The 22,467-nt window shown below is 62.7% G+C and carries 15 protein-coding genes; 7 read left to right on the top strand and 8 right to left on the bottom strand.

Features of this window, described 5'->3' with window-relative positions:
• Positions 1-66: 66 nt before the first annotated feature.
• Both RG540_RS17365 and RG540_RS17360 read left to right on the top strand, forming a co-directional pair.
• Positions 67-1,458 (top strand): FAD-binding oxidoreductase, encoded by a 1,392-nt coding sequence (locus tag RG540_RS17365; RefSeq protein ID WP_038594125.1) that lies wholly within the window; start codon positions 67-69, stop codon positions 1,456-1,458.
• A gap of 17 nt (positions 1,459-1,475) precedes the next feature.
• Complete coding sequence (locus RG540_RS17360) at positions 1,476-2,246, top strand: FadR/GntR family transcriptional regulator (protein WP_038590475.1); 771 nt, start codon at positions 1,476-1,478, stop codon at positions 2,244-2,246.
• Here RG540_RS17360 and RG540_RS17355 read toward each other — a convergent pair whose 3' ends face one another.
• The 7 genes from RG540_RS17355 to RG540_RS17325 form a co-directional block, all read right to left on the bottom strand.
• Positions 2,247-3,620 (bottom strand): FGGY-family carbohydrate kinase, encoded by a 1,374-nt coding sequence (locus tag RG540_RS17355; protein ID WP_038590472.1) that lies wholly within the window; start codon positions 3,618-3,620, stop codon positions 2,247-2,249. It lies immediately after the preceding gene.
• Complete coding sequence (gene rhaM / locus RG540_RS17350; RefSeq protein WP_038590469.1) at positions 3,617-3,937, bottom strand: L-rhamnose mutarotase; 321 nt, start codon at positions 3,935-3,937, stop codon at positions 3,617-3,619. The genes RG540_RS17355 and rhaM overlap by 4 nt, the downstream gene beginning before the upstream one ends.
• Positions 3,934-4,935 (bottom strand): ABC transporter permease, encoded by a 1,002-nt coding sequence (locus RG540_RS17345; protein ID WP_038590466.1) that lies wholly within the window; start codon positions 4,933-4,935, stop codon positions 3,934-3,936. The genes rhaM and RG540_RS17345 overlap by 4 nt, the downstream gene beginning before the upstream one ends.
• The gene (locus RG540_RS17340) at positions 4,932-5,921 is read right to left on the bottom strand and encodes an ABC transporter permease (protein ID WP_038590463.1); all 990 of its coding nucleotides are present in this window, start codon (positions 5,919-5,921) and stop codon (positions 4,932-4,934) included. The genes RG540_RS17345 and RG540_RS17340 overlap by 4 nt, the downstream gene beginning before the upstream one ends.
• 10 nt (positions 5,922-5,931) lie before the next feature.
• The gene (locus RG540_RS17335; RefSeq protein ID WP_038590458.1) at positions 5,932-7,476 is read right to left on the bottom strand and encodes a sugar ABC transporter ATP-binding protein; all 1,545 of its coding nucleotides are present in this window, start codon (positions 7,474-7,476) and stop codon (positions 5,932-5,934) included.
• Positions 7,477-7,706: 230 nt separating this feature from the next.
• The gene (rhaS, locus tag RG540_RS17330) at positions 7,707-8,711 is read right to left on the bottom strand and encodes a rhamnose ABC transporter substrate-binding protein (RefSeq protein ID WP_038590455.1); all 1,005 of its coding nucleotides are present in this window, start codon (positions 8,709-8,711) and stop codon (positions 7,707-7,709) included.
• Between the two features lie 48 nt (positions 8,712-8,759).
• The gene (locus tag RG540_RS17325) at positions 8,760-9,575 is read right to left on the bottom strand and encodes a DeoR/GlpR family DNA-binding transcription regulator (protein ID WP_038590452.1); all 816 of its coding nucleotides are present in this window, start codon (positions 9,573-9,575) and stop codon (positions 8,760-8,762) included.
• 199 nt (positions 9,576-9,774) lie between these two features.
• Here RG540_RS17325 and RG540_RS17320 point away from each other — a divergent pair, with 199 nt between their 5' ends.
• Both RG540_RS17320 and rhaI read left to right on the top strand, forming a co-directional pair.
• On the top strand, positions 9,775-11,871 hold the full coding sequence (locus tag RG540_RS17320; RefSeq protein WP_038590449.1) for a bifunctional rhamnulose-1-phosphate aldolase/short-chain dehydrogenase: 2,097 nt from the start codon (positions 9,775-9,777) through the stop codon (positions 11,869-11,871).
• Positions 11,872-12,043: 172 nt separating this feature from the next.
• On the top strand, positions 12,044-13,336 hold the full coding sequence (gene rhaI, locus RG540_RS17315; RefSeq protein WP_038590447.1) for an L-rhamnose catabolism isomerase: 1,293 nt from the start codon (positions 12,044-12,046) through the stop codon (positions 13,334-13,336).
• 109 nt (positions 13,337-13,445) lie between these two features.
• Here rhaI and RG540_RS17310 read toward each other — a convergent pair whose 3' ends face one another.
• Positions 13,446-14,594, bottom strand: a complete 1,149-nt coding sequence (locus tag RG540_RS17310; RefSeq protein WP_038590444.1) for a MalY/PatB family protein — start codon at positions 14,592-14,594, stop codon at positions 13,446-13,448.
• Positions 14,595-14,881: 287 nt separating this feature from the next.
• On the opposite strand from RG540_RS17310, the gene RG540_RS17305 reads away from it, so the two are divergent.
• From RG540_RS17305 to RG540_RS17295, 3 genes are read left to right on the top strand one after another with little or no spacing between them, the layout of a single operon-like run.
• Positions 14,882-16,222: an efflux RND transporter periplasmic adaptor subunit gene (locus RG540_RS17305; protein WP_038590441.1), complete on the top strand. Its 1,341-nt coding sequence runs from the start codon at positions 14,882-14,884 to the stop codon at positions 16,220-16,222.
• Positions 16,219-19,338 (top strand): efflux RND transporter permease subunit, encoded by a 3,120-nt coding sequence (locus tag RG540_RS17300; protein ID WP_038590437.1) that lies wholly within the window; start codon positions 16,219-16,221, stop codon positions 19,336-19,338. The genes RG540_RS17305 and RG540_RS17300 overlap by 4 nt, the downstream gene beginning before the upstream one ends.
• 38 nt (positions 19,339-19,376) lie before the next feature.
• Positions 19,377-22,436 (top strand): efflux RND transporter permease subunit, encoded by a 3,060-nt coding sequence (locus RG540_RS17295; protein ID WP_244446691.1) that lies wholly within the window; start codon positions 19,377-19,379, stop codon positions 22,434-22,436.
• The last annotated feature ends 31 nt before the right edge of the window (positions 22,437-22,467 follow it).

The following is a 22,467-nucleotide window of genomic DNA, read 5'->3' as shown; positions in this document are numbered from 1 at the left end:
ATTTATTTTACCGAAGATGGCAGTTAGGCTTACCATTTATCAATGGCCTCCAGAGGTATGCTTTTCATGACGCATGAATTCATCCAGGCGCTCCAGCGCGAACTCGCTCCCGATGTCTTTTTCGGTGAGGATATTCCTGTCCGCTTCCACAACGATTGGGGCGGTCTTTCTCCGGTCATACCGCTGGCTTTGGTGCGGCCGCGCACGACGGAGCAGGTCTCGGTGACGCTGCGCCTCTGCAACGAGTTCAAGGTGCCGGTCGTGCCGCAGGGTGGGTTGACCGGCCTTGCCGGCGGGGCACGGCCGATCGAAAATGGCGTGGCGCTGTCGCTCGACCGCATGAACGGTATCGAGGAAGTCGATACGGTGATGGCGACGATGACGGTTCTGGCGGGCACGCCGCTCAGCGTCATCCAGGCGAAGGCGGAAGAGGTGGGGCTGTTCTTCGGCCTCGATCTCGGCGCCCGCGATTCCTGCGTCATCGGCGGCAACCTTGCCACCAATGCTGGCGGCAATCGCGTCATCCGGTTCGGCATGGCGCGCGAGCATGTGCTGGGCCTCGAAGTGGTGGTGCCGGACGGCACGATCGTCAGATCACTGAACAAGATGCTGAAGAACAATGCGGGCTATGACCTGAAGCAGCTTTTCATCGGCTCGGAAGGCACGCTCGGCGTCATCACCCGCGCCGTGCTGCGGCTGCAGGCGAAGCCCGCGGAACTCGCCAGCGCCTTCTGCGGCTGCCCGGATTTTCCTTCGCTTCTGGAGCTCCTAAAGAGCGCTCGCCAGGGCATGGGCTCGGCGCTGACCTCGTTCGAGGTGATGTGGCCGAGCTTTTACGACTTCATGACGGGTAAGCTTCCTGACCTGCGCCGCGCCTTCAAGGAGCCGCACGGGATCTATGTGCTGATCGAAACCGGCGGGCGCAATGCCGAAGAAAACCGGGCGCTGCTGGAGCAGGTGCTGTCGGATGCGCTCGAAGCCGGCTGGGTTTCCGATGCGGTTCTGCCATCTTCGGAGCGCGAGACCAAGGACCTTTGGGCGGTGCGCGAGAGCGTATCCGAATACGGCAAGCTGATGGGACCGCTGACCGCCTTCGACGTCGGCCTGCCGACCAGCGCCGCCGGCCGGGTGGTCGACGAGATCGAAGCCGCGATGAAGGTCCGCTGGCCGGACGCGATTGCGCTGAGCTATGGCCATATCGGCGACAGCAACCTGCATCTCGTCTGCAACATTCCGTCTGCCGGCAACGACCAGCCGCACAAGGAGATCACCGAACTCGTCTTCGGCTCGATTGCGCGCGAAGGCGGCACGATTTCCGCCGAACACGGGATCGGCCTCCTGAAGAAGCCGTATCTCAAGCTGTCGCGCACGCCGGAGGAGCTGGCGCTGATGGCGCGTATCAAGCTGGCGCTCGATCCCAACAACATTCTGAATACCGGCAAAGTGCTTTCCGTCTGAGCGGATAGGAGGTGCTGGTGGACCGACATTTTCAGCCCGTCAAAGTGCTGCTTCCGAACGAAGAGGTCGCGCGCCGGCTTGCCGACGCCATCCGGACCGGGTTTTTTCGGCTCGGTTCCCGCCTTCCCTCCGAACGCAGCATTGCCGAGCAGATGCAGGTCAGCCGCCCGACCGTGCGCGAGGCGGTGAAGCTGCTGGTCGAGGCGAACATTCTGACCGTCAGGCCAGGCGCCGGCGGCGGCACGTTCGTCAGCAGCGAGATCGTGCCGCTCGACCTGATCGTATCGAGGCCCGACATGCGACCGGGCGATATCGACGAGGCGATCGAGGTGCGCCGGCTGATCCTGCCCTGGGTGGCGCAGATCGCCTCGCAATATGCCGAGGATGCGGATTTCGACCGGATGCGGGAGGCAATCCGGTTCGGCCGGGATTCGCTGCCGCCGCCGGAGGTGACCAAAAGCAGCCCCGAGCACATCAGCTCGATCATCATCGCTTCGATGCGCTTCGACCTCGCCCTGGCACGGGCGACCCGCAATGGCCTCGTGCTGGAACTGATGGAACTGCTGCTGCAATGGGTTGAGCCGATGCGGCACGGGACGCTGCATACCCGCGCCGACCTCGTCCTGTCGCTCGAACTGGTCGAGACCATGATGCAGGCGATCGAAGCCGGCGACCCGGCGCAGATTGCCAATATTACCGAGCGGCGTCTCGGCATTCTGGAAAATGCGCTTGAGGAGCAGACCGGCCGGCGCCTTCGCCGCAACCGGCGGCCGGCCAGCGCGGGCTGATCAGCGCTCCAGCCTTTCGTGCCAGGCGGTGCGATAGGCTGCAACGTCCCAGGATGGCGCGGGCACGGCGCGGCCGGGCTTGGTGTTCGGCGAAATGCCGGCCAGAAGCGCTGCACCCTGGCTGGTGCCCGTCGAGCCGGGGAGGGCGACAACCTGGCGGCCAAGCAGAGCTGTCAGCGCCTGAAGATAGGCCGGGTTGGTCGAGAAAGGGCCTTCGACCAGAACCGGTCCCTTGGTGCCGATGAGGTCGAGGCAGGTCTCCGTCATCAGCGCGAGGTAGAGGCAGGCGGCCGCCCAGCGCTGGTCGGTCGAGACTTCTATGTCGTTGACCCATTGCTGCTGATGGGCCGGGAAGGGGCCGGAGCCGCCTGAAACGTTCGGCAGAAGCGTCAGGCCTTTTTCGATGACATGAGGAATGGCTGCAAGCGCCGCGTCCGGCGACAATGGACCGAGTTCGGCCGTCAGCATCTCGAATTCGCGCCCGCCCATGAAGCGGCTCGAGGGCACGGCGCGGCCATAGGCATCTACATTGGCAAGCGCGTCGCGCTGCGGATCGAGATGGTCGAGGTCGCCGCCGACCGCGAAATTGATGACCCAGGTGCCGGTGGAGACGACCGCGAAGGGCGGCTCGCGTCCCACCAGATGAGCCAGCAGCGAAGCGTTGGAATCGTGGATGCCGCAATGGGCCGGGATCGGTTTCGTCGTTCCGATCTGCGCCGCAATGCTTGGCAGGAGAGGACCGAGCGTCTCGAAGGCCGAATGGACCGGGGCCATCAGGTCGCGGATGCCGAGCGTATCCACCAGCGGAGAATAGGCGCCTTCACGTGGGAGCCAGAGATCGGTGTGGCAGCCGAGCGAGGTAACTTCGTTCGCCGCGACACCGGTCAGCCTGAACGCCCAATATTGCGGATAGGTGAGGATGGTGCGGACGCGGGCAAAGGCTTCAGGAAAGGCGGTCTTCTGGTAGTGAAGCTGGGCGCCGACATTCAGCCCACCGGAGAGGGACGGCGAGAAGGTTTCCGAAAAGGGCGGGCGGATCAACTGATAGGCCCTGCGGATGTCTTCCGGATACTCGTGCTCGTAATCGAGCACCGGCAGGGCCAGTCCACCCTCGGCATCGAGAAGCACCGCCGATGCGCCGTGGGTGGTGATGGAGATCGCGTCGAACCCGGGCTGTTTTGCAAAGTCGGACAGCGCTTGGAGCACGAACTCCCACAGGGCTTCGATATCGTAGTGCGGATAGGGTGGACCCGGCAGAACCCGGTTCGGGCTGCGCCTTTCGGCGATCTCCTCGCCGGTCGCGCAGTCGAGCACGACAACCTTGGCATTGGTCTTGCCGATATCGAGAACGGCGATCTTTGCCGGTATCGTCATGGCAGGTGGAACACCGTCACCAGATCGCTCTGGACCGGCGAATTGTCCGGGTTGGATTCCATGATATCGGCCATATGCGCCCACCATTTCTTCATCACCGGATGGTCGGGCAGGCTCGCCAGAGTGTGGTCGGCCGGCCGTGTCAGCACACCGAACAGAATGTTCGTCTCGCGGTCGAGATGGATGGAATAGTCGCTGGCGCCGGCCTGGTGCAGGAGATCGACAAGCTCCGGCCAGATCTCGTCATGGCGTCTGCGGTATTCCGCTTCCATGCCCGGATTGAGCTTCATCTTGAAGGCGTGCTTTTCGAGCGTCATCGGCTCATTTCCTTGATGCGGCGGGCGATGATCGGGATGGCGATGGTGATGATCAAAAGCAGGCCGACGAAGATCGACATGACGATGCCGGGCACGTTCAGGAGGCCCAGCCCAAAGGTGACGAGGCCCATGACGAAAGCGGCGATGACCACGCCGGCAATCGTGCCCGCGCCGCCAAGGATGGAGACGCCGCCGAGCACGACCATGGTGACGACTTCCAGTTCCCAGCCTTGGGCGATCGAGGGGCGGGTCGAGCCAAGGCGGGAGGTGAGGCAGACGGATGCGACACCCGCCATCACGCCGGTCAACAGGAAGAGGATGAACTTCACCCGTTCCACTGGAATGCCGGAAAAGCGTGCCGCGAACTCGTTGTTGCCGATCACATAGACCTGCCGGCCGAAATTCGTCGCGTGCAGGAGGATGCCGAAAGCTGCGGCAAACACGAGGAACAGTACGAATTCGAAGGAAAACACCCAGGCAACATAGCCCTGGCCGAAATAGGCGAAGCTTGCCGGATATTTGCCATAGGCCTGATCGCCCAGCACGATATAGGAAATGCCGCGGAAGAGGCTCATCGTGCCGATGGTCACGACGATCGACGGCAGCCTGAGGGCGGCGACAAGCAGGCCGTTGAACGCGCCGCAGAGAAGGCCGGTGCCGATGCCGATCGCCACCAGTCCCGGCGTGCCGATGCCGGCCTGGGCCGCCGCACCCATGGCGGTCGAGGCGAGCGCGATGATCGCCGCCACTGACAGATCGATCTCGCCGGCGATGACGAGCAGCGCCATGGCAAAGGCGATCATCGCCTTTTCGGTGAAGTTGAAGGTGGCGTCGGAGAGGTTCCAGGCATTCAGAAAGTAAGGCGAGGCGAACGAATTGAAGACAAAGATCAGCACCGCCACGCCGAAGAGCAGCACTTCCCAGCTCGCCAGGAGGCGCGATGTCTTGCTGCCGAGCCGGTCGGGAATGACCCGTTTTGAGGAAACGACATCGCTCATGCGGACACCTCTTTCGCGCCGCGATCGCGCAGGATGATGCGGCCGGCCTTGCGCTCGGCGCGGGCGTTGAAGACGACGGCGAGCACGATGACGATGCCGGAGATCGCCATCTGTGCGAATGGCGAGATGCCGATGACGGGCAGCGCGTTCTTGATGACGCCCAGGAAAAGCGCGCCGAGCACGGCGCCGCCGACCGAGCCGATGCCGCCGGCGATCGAGATGCCGCCGATGACACAGGCCGCGACCGTATCCAGCTCGAAGCCGGCGGCGATATCCACATAGGCGACCGCATAACGCGACACCCAGAGATAACCGGAGAGGCCGGCGAGCGCGCCCGACACCACGAAGGCGATGAACTTGGTCCAACCGATATCGATGCCGGCATAGATCGCCGCGGTCGGGTTGCCACCGGATGCATAGGCCGCCCGGCCGAAGGGCAGGCGGGTCAGCACGAACCAGGCGCCGAGCACGATGAGGATAGCGATCCAGGAAAGGATCGGCAGGCCGAGTACCGGCATTCGGGGGACGTTGAGGAAGGAAGGGGCCATCTGGTGGGCGTTCACCCAGCCGCCGCCCGACAGCACGAAGGCCATGCCGCGATAGATCGTCAGCGTTCCAAGCGTCACGACGATCGGCGGGATACGCAGCACCCAGACGAGGTAACCGTTGATCGCGCCGAGAAAGGCGCCGATGCCGACCGCCATGACGATGAGCAGGGCCAGCGGCAGGTCGGGATAGGCGGCATTGGTCATGGCGACCGCCATGCCGGTGAAGGCAAGGTTGGCGGCGACCGAAAGATCGATCGATTTGGTCAGGATCACCGTCATCTGGCCGAGCGCCAGGATGATCAGGATCGAGGTGTCGTTGAAGATATTGGCGAGATTGCCGGGAGCGGCAAAGCCCTGCGCGCGTGTCGCGAAGCCGACGATCATCATGGCAATGATGACGGTGAGCAGGATTTGGCGGTTCTTCAGGAGGCGGTTCATCGGGTTTTCCTCACTGGTTGCCCGTCGCGGCGCGCACCAGCGCTTCGGCGCTCAAGGCTTCACGCTCGAAGACGCCAGCGGAGAGGCCCTCGCGCATCACCATCACCCGGTCGGACATGCCGAGGATTTCCGGAAGCTCGGATGATACCATGATGATCGACAGACCTTCGGCGGCGAGTTCACCGATGAAGGCGTGAACGGCGGCCTTGGAGCCGATGTCGATGCCCTTGGTTGGCTCGTCGAGAATGATCACCTTCGGCTGGGTCGCCAGCCATTTGCCGATGACGACCTTCTGCTGGTTGCCGCCGGACAACGTGCCGACGGGCACTGAAAGAGCTGCAGCGCGCAGGTCCAGCCGCTCGGCATATTTTCGTGCAAGCGCAAGTTCGTTAGCAGCCTTGAGAAAGCCAGAGCGGGAGGTCTTGCCAAGTGATGGCAGCGACATGTTCTGGAAGATCGGCATGGGCAGCGCCAGACCGTGGCGGCCGCGCTCCTCCGGCACATAGACGATGCCGGCGCGGATCGCGTCGCCCGAGGAGCGGATGTCGAGCGGCCTGCCTTCCAGCACCAGCCGGCCGGATGAGGGCCGGGTCACGCCGAATAGCGACTGGCAGAGTTCCGAACGCCCGGCGCCGATCAGGCCGTAGAGCCCCAGGATTTCGCCGCGACGAAGCTCGAAGGAAATGTCACGGAATTCGGTCGGATGGCAATAGTTCTCGACGCGGAAAACCGGCGCGCCGATCTGGACCTCGACCTTGGGAAAGACGTCCTTGACGTCGCGGCCGACCATCAGCCGGACGATCTCGTCCTGAGGCGTCTCCCTCAGCCGGCCCTGGCCGACGGCGCGGCCATCGCGAAAAACCGCGTAGTTCTCAGCGATCTCATAGACCTCGTCGAACTTGTGGCTGATGAAGAGGATCGCCTTGCCCTGCCGCTTCAGGTTCTCGACGATGCGGAAGAGGTCATCGATCTCCTTGCGGGAGAGGGCGGCGGTCGGCTCGTCCATGATGACGATGCGGGCCTCGACCGACAGCGCCCGAGCGATGGCCACAAGGTGGCGCTGGGCGATCGACAGGTCGCGCAGTCGGATCGTCGGGTCGATATCGCTTTCGAGCTGAAGCATGAGGGCCTTGGCGCCGGAATTGATCCTGCGCCAGTCGATCGTGCCGAAACGGGTGCGCGGCGCATGGCCGAGAAAGATGTTTTCCGCGACACTCAACTCGTCGAAGAGGACGGTTTCCTGATGGATTGCGGTAACACCGGCGTCGATCGCCGCCTGCGCGCTCGCGAATGTGGTGGGCTGACCGTCGATCAGGATCTCGCCCTCGTTCGGGCGGTAGATACCGGTCAAAATCTTGACGAGCGTCGACTTGCCGGCGCCGTTTTCGCCGATCAGCGCCGTCACCTGGCCGGGGTAAAGCTTGATGCTGACCCCATCGAGGGCTTTGACGCCCGGAAAGATCTGGCTGATGCCGCGCATTTCCAGGATCGGCATTGCTTCCGTCGTCGGTGCCGGTCGAAGCGATCGGTCTTGAATGTTCGTAACGCCGTTCATCAGGGACATTTTCCGACGAGTCTTTGAGATTACGTCTGGTTATTTTTCGGCAGCACAAAGCCGATGGCTCTGAGTTTGGAGCCCCTCACCCGGCCGCCGCTCCGCCAACCTCTCCCCGAGGGGTGAGGGTGGAATAGCGAAGGCGCGACATATTTCTTCTCCCGACGGGGAGAAGGTGCCGGCAGGCGGATGAGGGGGCTCGCGCCTGCCGGCAAGGGGAGTTCTCCAGATCAGAAGATCTTCGAGAACTCGTCGATGTTCTTGGCGTTGTAGACGAAGGGGTCGGCCATGGCGGCTTCGCCATTGTCGCCGATCTTGATCGAGCCCATGCGGCCGGCCTTGATGTCCGAGCCCGGCTTGCCGTCCGCATCACCCTTGACGAGGTGATAGGCAATCTGGGTGGCAGAATAACCGAGGTCGATCGGGTTCCAGATGGCAAATTCCTTGGTGGCGCCGGACTTGATGGCACCGGCCATTTCAGATGGCAAGCCGAGACCTGTCACATAGACCTGGCCGATCTTGCCGGCATCCTTGACGGCCTGCGAGGCGGCGAGCACGCCGACCGTGGTCGGAGCAACGATGACCTTGACGTTCGGCTGCGAGGTCAAGAGGCCCTGTGCTTCGCGATAGGACTTGTCGGCGAGGTCGTCACCATAGACTGTCGTGACGAGGTTCAGGCCCGGAAAATCCTTGAGCTGCTTCTTCATCTCGGCGATCCAGGTGTTCTGGTTCGTCGAGGTGGTGGTGGCCGAAAGGATCGCGAAACCGCCCTTGCCGCCATCCAGGTGGTCCTTGGCGAGCGTCAGGCACATCTTACCGATCAGCTCGTTGGAAGACGGGTTCAGGTGCATGATGCGGCCTTCCTTGGCGACCGCCGAATCCCAGGAGATCACTTTGATGCCGCGCTGGGTGGCCTTCTTCAGCGCCGGTATGACGGCGTCCGGATCGTTGGCGGAGATGGCAATCGCATCGACGCCTTGTGCGATCAGCGAGTTGATCACTTCGATCTGGCCTTCGGCCGTCGTGGAGGTCGGGCCAGTATAGATGACCTGGACGCCGCCGAGTTCCTTGGCAGCTTCCTGCGCGCCCTTGTTGGCGGCTTCGAAGAAGCCGTTGCCGAGCGATTTGACGACCAGCGCAATCTTCATGTCGGCGGCGCTTGCCGTCGTCATTGTCGATGTCAGGGCGGCGAAGGCGAATGCCGCGCCGAGAGCGAGTTTCTTTGCAAGTTTCATGGTTGGTCCTCCCAGTTGATAGTTTAATCTTCTCCCGCCGGTCGCTCCTCACGCGGCCGACGAAGAATCCTCCCTGGCCGTGTCCGCTGCGGCGGCACCGGCAATAATCAGTCTGACGCCCGCATCCTCGATCATCCGTGCGGCGTCGTCGGTCACGCCGTCATCGGTGATGACAGTCGTCACCCGATCGAGCGGGCAGAGGATGAGGCTCGATCGGCGCGAAAACTTCGACGAATCCACCATCACGATCAGTTCCTCAGCCTGGTGCATCAGCTTCTGCTCGCTCTGGATTACCAGCGCGTCGGCTTCCATCACGCCGAGCGGGCCGACCCCCTGCGCGCCGATGAACATGCGCCGTGCGTAAAAATTGCGGATCGCATCATTGTCGAAGGGCGACAGGATCAGGCTCTGCTCGCGGTAGATCGCGCCGCCCGGTATCGTCACCGTGTTCTTCGAATGCTTGACTAGGTGTTCGGCGATCGCAAACGAATTGGTCATCACCTGCAGGCGTCGCGCCGACATGAAATGCACCATCTGGAACGTCGTCGTGCCGCCGTTGATGATGACGCTGTCGCCTTCGTCACAGAGTTCGACCGCGCGGCGGGCGATTGCGCGCTTCTTGTCGATATTGACCGATTCCGACACCCGGAACGATCGGGCCGAAAGCTGACCGATCTGCGGAGGATGCATTGCTTCGGCGCCGCCGCGGACGCGCCGGAGCTTGCCCTGAACGTGCAGCGAAGCGATGTCGCGCCGGATCGTCGCTTCCGATGCCTCGGTCAATTCGGCGATATCCTGCACCGTGATGACGGGCTTTTCCTGGATAGCGCTCAAGATGATGCGATGGCGTTCACGTTCGTGCATTGGTTCCTCCTTGGCGTCAACTATTACCGGAAAATTTACGTTGTCAATCACAAACGATCAAATTCGCTTTTACTGCGCTGCACAATGAAACTTTATGATCGTTTATGATTGACAGACGTCGCGACAATGCGCGATACCGGCAGCAGGGAGATGGCGGCCGCCTCGTCGCCGTGAGCCGAAACACGTTGGAGGACAAGCAATGTCGGGCCAAACCCGCCTTCTCGAAAACCGTTGGAACGATGCTCAAGCCGCCAAGCTCGATGAGCCCGGCAAGCTGCTCTATCGCTCCAATCTTCTCGGTGCCGACAAGCGCATCACCAATTACGGCGGCGGCAATACTTCCGCCAAGGTGATGGAAACCGATCCGCTGACCGGCGAAAAAGTGAAGGTCATGTGGGTGAAGGGATCGGGCGGCGATGTCGGCACGATCAAGCTCGACGGTTTCGCCACCCTCTACATGGACAAGCTGGAAGCGCTGAAGGGGCTCTACAAGGGCGTCGAGGACGAGGACCGCATGGTCGGCTTCCTGCCGCATTGCACCTTCAACCTCAATCCGCGCGCCGCTTCCATCGATACCCCGCTACACGGTTTCGTGCCGTTCACCCATGTGGACCACATGCACCCGGACGCGATCATTGCGATTGCGGCTTCCAAAAACTCAAGGGAACTGACGCAGCAGGTCTTCGGTGCCGAAATCGGCTGGCTGCCCTGGCGGCGGCCGGGTTTCCAGCTCGGGCTCGATCTCGAAGCGTTCGTCAAGGCTAACCCGAATGCCAAGGGCGTCGTGCTGGAAAGTCATGGCCTGTTCACCTGGGCAAATGATGCCAAGGCCTGCTACGAACTGACGCTCGACATCATCAACAAGGCGATCGAATGGTTCGCCAAAGAGACCGAAGGCAAGACGATCTTCGGCGGGCCCGTGGCGAAGAGCCTGCCTGCACCGGAACGTCGGGCGATCGTCGCGAAACTGATGCCGGAGATCCGCGGTCGGATCGGCAAGGCGGAGCGCAAGCTCGGCCATTTCGACGACCAGGATGCGGTGCTGGAATTCATCAATTCCAAGGACCTGAAGCCGCTTGGGAGCCTCGGCACCTCCTGCCCTGACCATTTCCTGCGCACGAAAATCCGTCCGCTGATCATCGATTTCGATCCTGCCAAGCCGGATGTCGATGCGGTGATCGCTGCGCTCGACACGGCGCTCGAAGATTATCGCGCCGATTACGGCCGTTATTATGAGGCATGCAAACACGCCAATTCACCCGCCATGCGCGACCCCAACCCGGTGATCTTCCTGGTTCCGGGCGTCGGACTGCTGTCGTTTGCGCGTGACAAGGCGACTGCCCGGATTGCCGGCGAGTTCTACGTCAACGCCATCAACGTGATGCGCGGGGCGTCCACGGTTTCCGAATATCAGGGCCTGCCGGAGCAGGAGGCCTTTGACATCGAATACTGGCTGCTCGAAGAGGCGAAGCTGCAGCGCATGCCGAAGCCGAAGAGCCTTGCCGGACAGGTGGCCTTGGTCACCGGCGGCGCCGGCGGCATCGGGCGGGCAACCGCGGCCAGGCTGATGGGCGAGGGTGCCTGCGTGGTACTTGCCGATATCGACGGCAGTGCGCTCGACACGACCAAAGCCGATTTCGAAAAGTCGTTCGGCAAGGATGCGGTGCGCGGGGTCCTGCTCGACGTGACGACCGAGGACGCGGTGATCACTGCGTTTGCCGAGGCCTGCGTCGAATTCGGCGGCGTCGATATCCTCGTCTCGAATGCCGGGATCGCGTCTTCCGCGCCGGTCGAGGAAACCACGCTTGCCATGTGGAGCAAGAATATCGACATCCTGGCGACGGGTTATTTCCTCGTTTCGCGTGAGGCCTTCCGGTTGTTCCGGCGCCAAAAGCTCGGGGGCAACGTCGTCTTTGTTGCTTCCAAGAACGGGCTTGCCTCTTCTCCGAATGCGTCGGCCTACTGCACCGCCAAGGCCGCCGAAATCCATCTCGCCCGCTGCCTGGCGCTCGAAGGCGCCGAGGCCGGCATCCGCGTCAATACGGTCAATCCGGACGCCGTGCTGCGCGGATCGAAGATCTGGAACGGCGAATGGCGCGAACAGCGGGCCGCCTCGTCCAAGATCGAGGTGGACGACCTTGAGGAGCACTACCGCAAGCGGTCGCTGCTCAAGCTCAATGTCTTCCCGGAGGATATCGCGGAGGCGATTTATTTCCTCGCCAGCGATGCCTCGGCCAAGTCGACGGGGAATATCATCAACGTGGATGCCGGCAACGCCCAGAGCTTTACGCGGTAGGCCGAACTTGCCCTTCACCCTAGCCCTCTCCCCGCATGCGGGGAGAGGGGACGTGGCACACGGTACGTTCAAGGGACTTGATGACAGCGCGGCATATCCCTTCTCCCCATCATGATGGGGAGAAGGTGGCGGCAGCCGGATGAGGGGCAGACCCCCAAGGGAGGACTTTTCAATGACTGAGCTCAAGATCACGACCAATGTGATCGCCGCTGAAAACGATAAGCGCTCCGCAGCGCTCAAATCCGACTACGATGCGCTCGGCGAGAACCTGTCGCGGCGCGGCGTCGATATCGAAACGATCACCCGGGATGTCGAAAAGTTCTTTGTCGCCGTACCCTCCTGGGGTGTCGGCACCGGCGGCACGCGTTTCGCCCGTTTTCCGGGCCAAGGCGAGCCGCGCGGCATTTTTGACAAGCTCGATGACTGCTCGGTCATCCATCAGTTGACCCGCGCGACGCCGACCGTTTCGCTGCATATCCCGTGGGACAAGGCGGATCCGAAGGAATTGCTGGCCAAGGGCGATGCGCTGGGTCTCGGTTTCGACGCGATGAACTCGAATACGTTTTCAGATGCACCGGGACAGGCGCATTCCTATAAATACGGCTCGCTTAGCCACACGAATGCTGCGACACGCGCCCAGGCGATCGAGCACAATCTCGAATGTATCGAGATCGGCAAGGCGATCGGTTCCAAGGCGCTGACGGTGTGGATTGGCGACGGCTCGAACTTTCCGGGCCAGAGCCATTTCACGCGGATGTTCGAACGTTATCTCGCTTCGATGGCGGAGATCTACAAGGCGTTGCCGGACGATTGGCGGCTGTTTTCCGAGCACAAGATGTACGAGCCGGCCTTCTATTCGACGGTGGTGCAGGATTGGGGCACGAATTACCTGATCGCCAATACGCTGGGACCGAAAGCCTTCTGCCTCGTCGATCTCGGCCACCACGCGCCGAACACCAATATCGAGATGATCGTTGCCCGGCTCATCCAGTTCGGCAAGCTCGGCGGCTTCCACTTCAACGATTCCAAATATGGCGACGACGATCTTGATGCCGGTGCGATCGAGCCCTACCGCCTGTTCCTCGTCTTCAACGAGTTGGTGGATGCGGAGCATCGCGGCATCAAGGATTTTCGCCCGGCGCATATGATCGACCAGTCGCACAATGTCACGGACCCGATCGAAAGCCTGATTTCCAGCGCCAACGAGATCCGCCGTGCCTATGCGCAGGCATTGCTGGTCGATCGAGTAGCACTTGACGGTTTCCAGCAGGAAAATGACGCGCTGATGGCCTCCGAGACGCTGAAGCGCGCCTATCGCACCGATGTCGAACCGATCCTTGCCGAAGCCCGCCGCCGCTCCGGCGGCGCGATCGATCCGGTTGCGGCCTATCGCGCCAGCGGGTATCGGAAAAAGGTCGCGCTCGAACGTCCGGTTTCGATCAGCGGTGGTGGAGGGATCATCTGATCCCCCCATCCGCCTCGATGGGGGCGATGGGTTCCGCCAGCGGGTAGGAAAAGGCCACGGGTTTCCGGCCGTGGCCAATCCTTATGTATATGACAGCGATGAGTTCCGATCAGGTATTCCGGCCGATTGCGCGCTCCATGCGGCTCAGGCCTTCCTCAAGCAGGGTGCGTGGGCATCCGAAATTGATGCGGACGAAGTTGCCGTAGGCCGCGCCGAATTCCGAGCCGGCATTGAAGCCGACCTTGCCATGTTCGAGGAAATAACTCTGCGCATCCGGTTCCAGACCGAGTTCCGTGCAGTCGAGCCAGGCGAGGAACGTGCCTTCCGACGGGATGAGCTTGATCTTGGGAAACCGGCGCGCCAACTCAGCCGATAGAAAATCGCGGTTGGCCTCGATATAAGCGAGCATCCGCGTCTTCCAGTCGCCCGCCTTCGAGAAGGCCGCAAGCGTCGCCTCGAGCCCGATAATATTGGCGTTGTCGACCATTCCAAGCCGCGCCTGGTTGAATTTTTCGCGGATCGCCTTGTTGCCGATGATCGCGAAGGCGGTCTTCAGGCCGGCTATGTTGTAGGTCTTGCTGGCAGCCATCAGGGTGATCGTGCGGTTGGCCGCATCTTGCGAAAGCGTGGCGATCGGCACGTGGCGGCGGCCGTCGAACAGAAGGTCGCAATGGATTTCGTCGGAGATGATCAGCGTATCGTTCTGGCGGCAGAGATCGGTGATTGTCTTGAGTTCGTCGGCGGTGAACACCTTGCCCGTCGGGTTCTGCGGGTTGCAGAACAGCAGCGCCTTCGATTTTGCCAGTTCCGCCGCGAAGGCCCCGGCATCCATCACATAGCCTTCAGCGGCCGGGGTAAGCGGCGCTTCGTGCCGGACGAGATTCCAATTCGCGGGGGCTTCGAGGATGGGACGGTAGACCGGCGTCTGCACCAGTACGCCGTCGCCGGGCTGAAGCATCGCGTGTAGCGCCATGTTGAATCCGGGCACGACGCCGGGAAGGAAGACGATCTCGTCGGGCGAGACGGTCCAGCCGTATTTTTCCTGCATGTCGGAGATGATTTGGGCTCGCAGTTCATCGCGGGCGACGCCGTAGCCGAGCATCGGATGTTCGAGCCGGTTGCGGATGGCGTCGACGATCTCCGGTGCCGCGGGGAAGTCCATGTCGGCGACCCACATGGGCAGCACGTCGTCCGGATACTTGCTCCACTTCGAGCTACCGGTGCCCCGGCGTTCGTGCACGGCGTCGAAATCGGTCATGTTCTCAAGTCCCCTGTTATTATGTTGCCGATCGATGCGGATCGACAACCCTGGTATGCGCCTGCCGCGAACAGGGCAAAGCGTGAAATTACCCTTAGCTTGTCCCTAACCAACCGCGCGGCTGTCAACGCCTTTCTTCGCTTTGGTGAGCCGTTCGGCGTTTTCCGCATCCGGCCTAATCTCTCCAATTTGTAATCCAGGTCCGCTGAAAGCGCCTTCCATTGCAGGCATTAGACCAGTAGCGTTCAATCCAGTTGATTTTTCAAGCATTCAAGAAGTTGCGGTCGATGGCGCGTAGGCATTGGGTCCTGGTTTCCGTGATAATCCTGGGCACAGCGGGCTTCGGAGCCTATGCGCTTCGGGATCGCTGGCTGGGCCGTGTGGAAACCATGCTCGGGTGGGCGCCGACGGAGGCAACCGCAGCGCAGCCGGCGGGACGACCTGCCGGCGGGCGCCGGCGCCCTGGTCGTCAATCGGGTCAATCGGAGCCGGTTCCGGTGCTGGTGGCCGATGCCAAGGCGAGTGACGTGCCGGTGTTCATCGATGGCGTCGGCTCGGTCCGGCCGTTGAGCACGGTCACCATTCGCCCGCAGGTCAGTGGCAAGCTGGTCGAACTGCATTTCGAGGAGGGGCAGGACGTCAGGAAGGGCGATGTCCTGGTGCGGATCGACGATGCGGTCTATCGCGCCCAGCTCGACCAGGCGATCGGCAAGAAGGCGCAGGATCAAGCGCTGCTGCAAAATGCCGAACTTGCTCTAGACCGGTCCCTGAAACTGGTTCAGTCGAGCTCGGGCACGCAGCAGCAGGTCGATACGGCGCGCTCGCAGGTCGAGCAGTACCGGGCGGCCGTCCAGTCCGACGACGCGGCGATCGCCAGCGCCCAGGCCTCGCTCGACTATACGACGATCCGGGCGCCGATCGACGGCCGCACCGGCATCCGCAATGTCGATGTCGGCAATATCGTCAGTTCTTCCGATGCGGCGGGCATCGTCACGCTGTCGCAGATCAGGCCGATCTCGGTGGTCTTTTCCATTCCGCAGCAGCAGCTTGCGAAGGTCAATGCGGCGAGCGGCGGCGGGCAGCTTTCGGTCGAGGCGATCGCCGGCGACGGCAAGAGCGTGATCGACAACGGCGTGCTCGCGGCGGTGGACAATCAGGTCGACGCGACCACGGGAACGGTCAGGATCAAGGCCAACTTCCCGAACGACAAGCTGGCGCTGTGGCCCGGCGCCTTCGTCAACGCCCGCCTTCTCGTCGAGACGCTGAGAGGCGTGATCGTCGTGCCGACGGCCGCCGTCCAGCGAGGACCCAGTGGCACTTTCGTCTATCTCCTGAAACCCGACCAGACGGTCGGCATGAAGATGGTCAAGCTGGGCCAGCAGGACGATGTGCAAACCGTCATTGCCGAGGGCGTGGCGGATGGCGACAAGGTGGTGACCACCGGCTTTTCACGCCTGAGGGACGGGGAGCATGTCGAGGTTGCCGCCTCGCAGCCGCCGGCAGCAACGCCCGGCAATCCCCCCGGTAATCCCAATGAGGAACGCAAACCAAACCGCCGACCTCAGAAGACAGGCGGGCCCGAAGCCGCGAGTGCTGCGCCGGTCGCATTACCCGAAGCAAAACAATGAACACGTCGACGCTGTTCATCAAACGCCCGATCGCGACTTCGCTGCTCGGCGTCGCCGTTCTGCTGGGCGGCATTCTCGGTTATATCAATCTTCCCGTCGCGCCGCTGCCGCAGGTGGATTTTCCGACGATCCGGGTGACGACGCAGTTGCCGGGTGCCGATCCCGAGACGATGGCGGCGCTGGTGACCGCACCGCTCGAACGGCCGCTCGGCCAGATCCCGTCGCTGACCTCGATGACCTCGTCAAGCGCCTTCGGCATCAGCCAGGTGACGCTGCAATTCGCGCTCGGCCGGGATATCGACGGCGCCGCCCAAGACGTCCAGTCGGCCATCAATGCCGCCGGCTCGGGCCTGCCGCGCAACCTGCCCTATCCGCCGACCTATGCCAAGGTGAACCCGGCCGACACGCCGATCATCACGCTCGCCTTGCGTTCGACCAGCTACCCGATCCGAGACCTCAGCGATTTTGCCGATACGCTGCTGGCGCAGCGGCTTGCGCAGGTTTCCGGCGTCGGCAATGTCTCGATCCAGGGCGGGGTGCGGCCGGCGATCCGCGTCCAGGCCGATATTCCGCGCCTTGCCGCCTATGGCATCGGCCTGGAAGATCTTCGGACCGCGATCTCCAGCGCCAGCGTCGCCGGTGCCAAAGGCGCGCTTGACGGCGCGCACCAGTCCTTCACGCTTGCCGCCAACGACCAGATCATCGACCCCGAAATCTACGGCAATGTCGTCGTCGCCTACCGGAACAATGCGCCGGTGCGGCTGAAGGACGTGGCGGATATCGTCCAGGGGCTCGAAAACACCCGCGTCGGCGCCTGGTATCAGGGTGAGCCGGCGGTGATCCTGGATGTCATGAAGCAGCCGGGCGCCAATGTCATCGATACGGTCGGCAGCATCCTGAGGCAGGTACCGCGCCTGAGGGAGGTGCTGCCGGCGGGCATTTCGCTCGATATCGTCAACGATCGCACCGAGACGATCCGGGCGTCGATCCATGACGTCCAGTGGACGCTCGGAGTCAGTATCGGCCTCGTCATCCTCGTCGTCTTCGTGTTCCTGCGGACGCTGACGGCGACGATCATCGCGGCGGTGGCGCTGCCGCTGTCGCTGGTCGCCACCTTCGGGGTGATGTGGTTTGCCGGATTCTCCCTCGACAACCTGTCGCTGATGGCGCTGACGATCGGCACCGGGTTCGTGGTCGACGATGCGATCGTGATGATCGAGAATATCGCGCGGCATATCGAAGAGGGCGAGAACCCGATGCATGCGGCCCTGAAAGGGGCGGGCGAGATCGGTTTCACGATCATTTCGCTGACCGCCTCGCTGATTGCCGTGTTCATCCCGCTGCTGTTCATGTCGGGCATTGTCGGCCGGATGTTCCGTGAATTCGCCCTGACGCTGACGATCGCCGTCGTCGTCTCCGCGGTGATTTCGCTGACGCTGACGCCGATGATGTGCGCCCGCATTTTGCGCAAACCGGCCGAAGGACGCCGCGGGGTGCTTGCCGGTGCCGATCGCGTCATGGACCGGGTTATTGCAGGTTATCACCGAAGCTTGGTCTGGGTGATCGACCGTAGTGCGCTGATGCTGATCCTGACCGTCGCAACGCTGGCGGCCACGCTCGCGCTTTACGTCTTCATTCCCAAGGGTTTTCTGCCGCCTCAGGATACGGGCCTGATCACCGCAGTCATCGAAACGGAGCCGACGACATCGTTTGACGCGATGAAGCGGACCCAGGCTGTCGTCACCGACAGGCTGCGGCAGGATGAGGACGTAACCGGCATCGTCTCCGTGATCGGTGCGAGCGCGAACAACCTGACGCTCAACACCGGCACGCTGAGCCTCGTGCTCAAGCCGCGCAGCGAGCGGACGTCGTCCGTACCAGATGTCATCGACCGGCTGCGGCGGGAGGTTTCGCAATTGCCCGGCGTACGCGTCACCTTCCAGGGCGTGCGGGATATCAGCATCAGCACCCGCGTCAGCCGGGCGCCCTATCAATACATCCTGACCGGCGCCACGGCAGCAAGCGTGGCGGATTGGGCTGACAGGCTGGCGACACGGCTGGAGCAGCTTCCGGAACTGGTCGACGTCTCATCGGAGGTCGAGATGGGCGGAGGGCGCCTCCTGCTCGATATCGATCGCGAGACCGCCTCGCGTCTCGGCGTCTCGATGCAGGCGATCAGCGACACGCTCAACGACGCGTTCGGCCAGCGCCAGATCAGCACGATCTATGCGCAATCCAACCAGTACCGGGTGATCCTGGAGGCGGCGCCGCAATATCAGTCCGATCCGAAATCGCTCGAAAGGCTCTATGTCTCCGGCGCCTCGAATACGCAGATCCCCCTCGGGGCCTTCGCCAGGACATCGTTCACGGCGGCGCCGCTGGTGATCAGCCACAACGAGCAGTTTCCGTCGGTAACGATCAGCTTCGACCTCGCTGCGGGCGCTTCGCTCAGTGAGGCCGTCAGCGCCATCAAGGCGGCGGAGCAGGAGATCGGGGTCCCGGTGACGATCCAGCGGGACTATTTCGGCGATGCCGAGGAATTCGCCAATTCGCTGGCCGGAGAGCCCTGGCTGATCCTGGCGGCGATCGTCACCATCTACATCGTTCTCGGGCTGCTTTATGAAAGCGCCATCCATCCGGTCACTATCCTGTCGACCCTGCCGTCCGCGGGCGTCGGCGCACTTTTGGCCCTGATGCTGTTCGGCCAGGATCTGTCGCTGATCGCGTTGATCGGCATCGTGCTCCTGATGGGCATCGTCAAGAAGAACGCGATCATGATGATCGATTTCGCGCTCGAGGCTGAGCGCGTCGAGGGGCTGTCTCCCCGCGAGGCGATCCTCAAGGCCTCGATCCTGCGTTTCCGCCCGATCATGATGACGACGCTTGCCGCGCTCTTCGGCGCGCTGCCGCTGGCGATGGCGGAAGGAACGGGCTCCGAACTGCGCATCCCGCTCGGCATCAGCATCATCGGCGGCCTGCTCCTCAGCCAGCTTCTGACGCTCTATACGACGCCGGTCATCTATCTGGCATTCGAGACCCTGCGCAGCCGCATTGTCGGCCGGCCGACGGGGCAAGCGCCTTCTCCAGCCGTAAGCGAACTCGGAGGGTCGCCGTGAACCTCTCGGAGACCTTCATCCGCAGGCCGGTCGGCACGATGCTGCTGGCGATCGGCTTGATGATCCTCGGCATCGCCGCCTACCATTTCCTGCCGGTCTCCAATCTTCCCTCGGTCGATCTCCCGACCATCCGGGTGACGGCAAGCCGGCCGGGCGCCGATCCCTCCAGCATGGCGGCGAGCGTCGCAGCTCCATTGGAACGGCATCTCGGCGCGATTGCGGGTGTCACCGAACTGACCTCGTCCAGCGCGCTGGGTTCGACCAACATCACCATCCAGTTCGATATTGCGCGGACGATCGACGGGGCGGCGCAGGATGTGCAGGCGGCGCTCAATGCGGCCGCGGTCGATCTGCCTGCCGATCTCCCGTCGCTGCCGTCGTTCCGCAAGGTCAATCCCGCCGCTGCGCCGATTCTCAGTCTTGCGCTGACATCCGACAATGTCGCGCCGAGCGCGATCTACGATGCTGCCGATACGCTGGTGGTGCAACGCATATCGCAGGTGGAGGGGGTGGGGGACGTCAGCGTCAGCGGTGCAGACCAGCCGGCGATCCGGGTGCAACTCGATCCCAGCCGGCTTGCGGCGATCGGCCTGTCGCTCGATGCGGTCCGCACGGCCATCGTCAGCGCCGCCACATTGGGGCCGATCGGCTCGATCAACGGCAACGATCTCGCTTTTTCGATCGGCATGAACAACCAGTTGCGGACGCCGGAAGAATATGGCCGGATCGTCATCCGCAGCAATAACGGGGTCGCCACGCGCCTGTCGGACATCGCGATCGTCGAGCCGGGCGTGCGCAACCGGCGTTCGGATGCCTGGTACAATGGCAAGCCGGCAGTGCTGCTCAACATCACCAAGGGAACGGACGCCAATGTCATCAAGACGGTAGATGCGGTGAAGGCGCTGATCCCGGAACTCCAGGCGCTGATGCCGGCGGGCGTCGAGATCGCCATCCTTGCCGATCGCACCACGACCATTCATGCGAGCGTCGACGACATGCAGTGGACGCTGCTGATCACCGTCGTGCTTGTCATGATGGTGGTCTTCCTGTTCCTGCGCCGCGCGACGCCAACGGTTGCGGCGGGCGTCACCGTGCCGCTGTCGCTTGCCGGCACGTTTGCTGCGATGTGGGCCTGCGGCCTTTCGCTCGACAACCTGTCGCTGATGGCGCTGGCGGTGTCGGTCGGTTTCGTGGTCGATGATGCGATCGTGATGATCGAGAATATCTATGCCAATCTCGAAGCCGGCATGAAGCCGATGCAGGCGGCGACGGAGGGGGCACGGCAGATCGGCTTCACGGTCATCTCGATCAGCGCTTCCTTGCTCGCCGCCTTCATACCGATGTTTTTCCTCGGCGGCATCATCGGCAAATTCTTCCAGAGCTTTTCGCTGACGCTCGGTTTTGCGATCGTCATCTCCACGGCGGTTTCGCTGACGCTGACGCCGATGATCTGCGCACACCGCCTGCGTGCGCATGAGAGACGGGCTCATACGGGGGATAAGGAACGTGCGGGAATGCTGGGAGCGGTTATCGGCTTTTATGGCCGCAGCCTGAAATCCGTGCTCCATCACCAGGTTGCGGCCGTCATTGTCATCCTCGCCTGTATCGGCCTGACCGCCTACCTTTATGTGAAAATTCCGAAGGGCTTTATTCCGCAGGATGATACGGGCTTCATCCAGGGCGGCACGGAGGCCTCGACCGACATATCCTATCCGGCCATGGTCGCCCTGCAGCGGCAGGCGGCCGAGATCGCGGGCCGGGACCCGGCGGTCTCAGGCATCGGTTCTTCGGCCGGCGGCGGGTTTTTCGGTTCGGTCAATCGGGGTCAGCTGACGATCGCGCTGAAGCCGCCCTCCGAGCGGGCGTCGACTGCGGAGGTGATCGAGCGGATGCGAAAGGAACTGGCGACCATTCCCGGTCTCAGCTCCTATCTGTTTTCGCCGTCCGATATCCGCATCGGCGCCCGTTCGGCGCCGTCGCCGTTTCAGTTCACGCTCTGGGACGAGGATTTCAACGAGCTGACAACCTGGGCGCCCAAGGTTCTCGAAGCGCTGCGCAAGGAGCCGATCCTCACGGACGTCAATTCAGACCGCCAGCCGAACGGGCTGCAGGCGACGGTCAACATCAATCGAGACGAGGCCGCGCGCCTCGGGGTCAGCATCCAGTCGATCGACAATGCGCTGAACAGCGCCTTTGCCCAGCGGCAGGTCTCGACGATCTATACACAACGCAATCAATATAGGGTCGTGCTGGAAGCCGATCCGCGCTTTGCGCGCGACCCGTCCGATATCTCCGGGCTCTACGTGCCGGCGGCGGGCGGGAAGCTGGTGCCGATCTCAAGCGTCACCTCGATCGAGCGTACGCTCGCGCCGCTCGTCGTCAATCATCAGGGCCAGTTTCCCTCGGTGACGATGTCCTACAACGTCAAGCTGGGGGGCACGCTACAGGATGCCAATGATGCGGTGCTGCATGCGGTCGGCGAATTGCACATTCCGGACACGCTGCATGCCGAATTTGCCGGGGATGCCGGGGCCGGCAGCTCGTCGAACAACCAGCCGCTGTTGATGGTCGCCGCCATCCTGACGGTCTATATCGTGCTCGGTATTCTCTACGAGAGCCTCGCGCATCCGCTGACGATCATATCGACGCTGCCATCTGCGGGGCTCGGGGCGCTGCTTGCCCTGATGATCAGCGGCACGGAGCTGACGATCATCGCCTTCATCGGCATCGTTCTGCTGATCGGTATCGTCAAGAAGAACGGCATCATGCTGGTCGATTTCGCGCTACAGGCTGAGCGTCGGCTGGGACTTCCCCCGGACGAGGCGATCTTCCAGGCGTGCCTGCAGCGTTTCCGGCCGATCCTGATGACGACGCTTGCGGCGATCATGGGCGCCGTCCCGCTGATCATCGCCACCGGGCCGGGTTCGGAGCTCAGGCGTCCGCTCGGCATCACCATCGTCGGCGGGCTGATCATCTCGCAGATCCTCACCCTCTACACGACGCCGATCATCTACCTGATCCTGGCAAAGCTGCATAACCGGCGATCGAACCGCCGGGCACTTGTTTCCGGCGAAGGAGCGGGTGATCCGGTTCGGTAGTCGGGGATAGCGTGGCATCGCCGCAGGTAGA

Source organism: Neorhizobium galegae bv. orientalis str. HAMBI 540, from assembly GCF_000731315.1.
GTDB lineage: Bacteria > Pseudomonadota > Alphaproteobacteria > Rhizobiales > Rhizobiaceae > Neorhizobium > Neorhizobium galegae.
The sequence above is the reverse complement of the archived record's forward strand: the minus strand, read 5'-3'. Positions and strand labels throughout refer to the sequence as shown.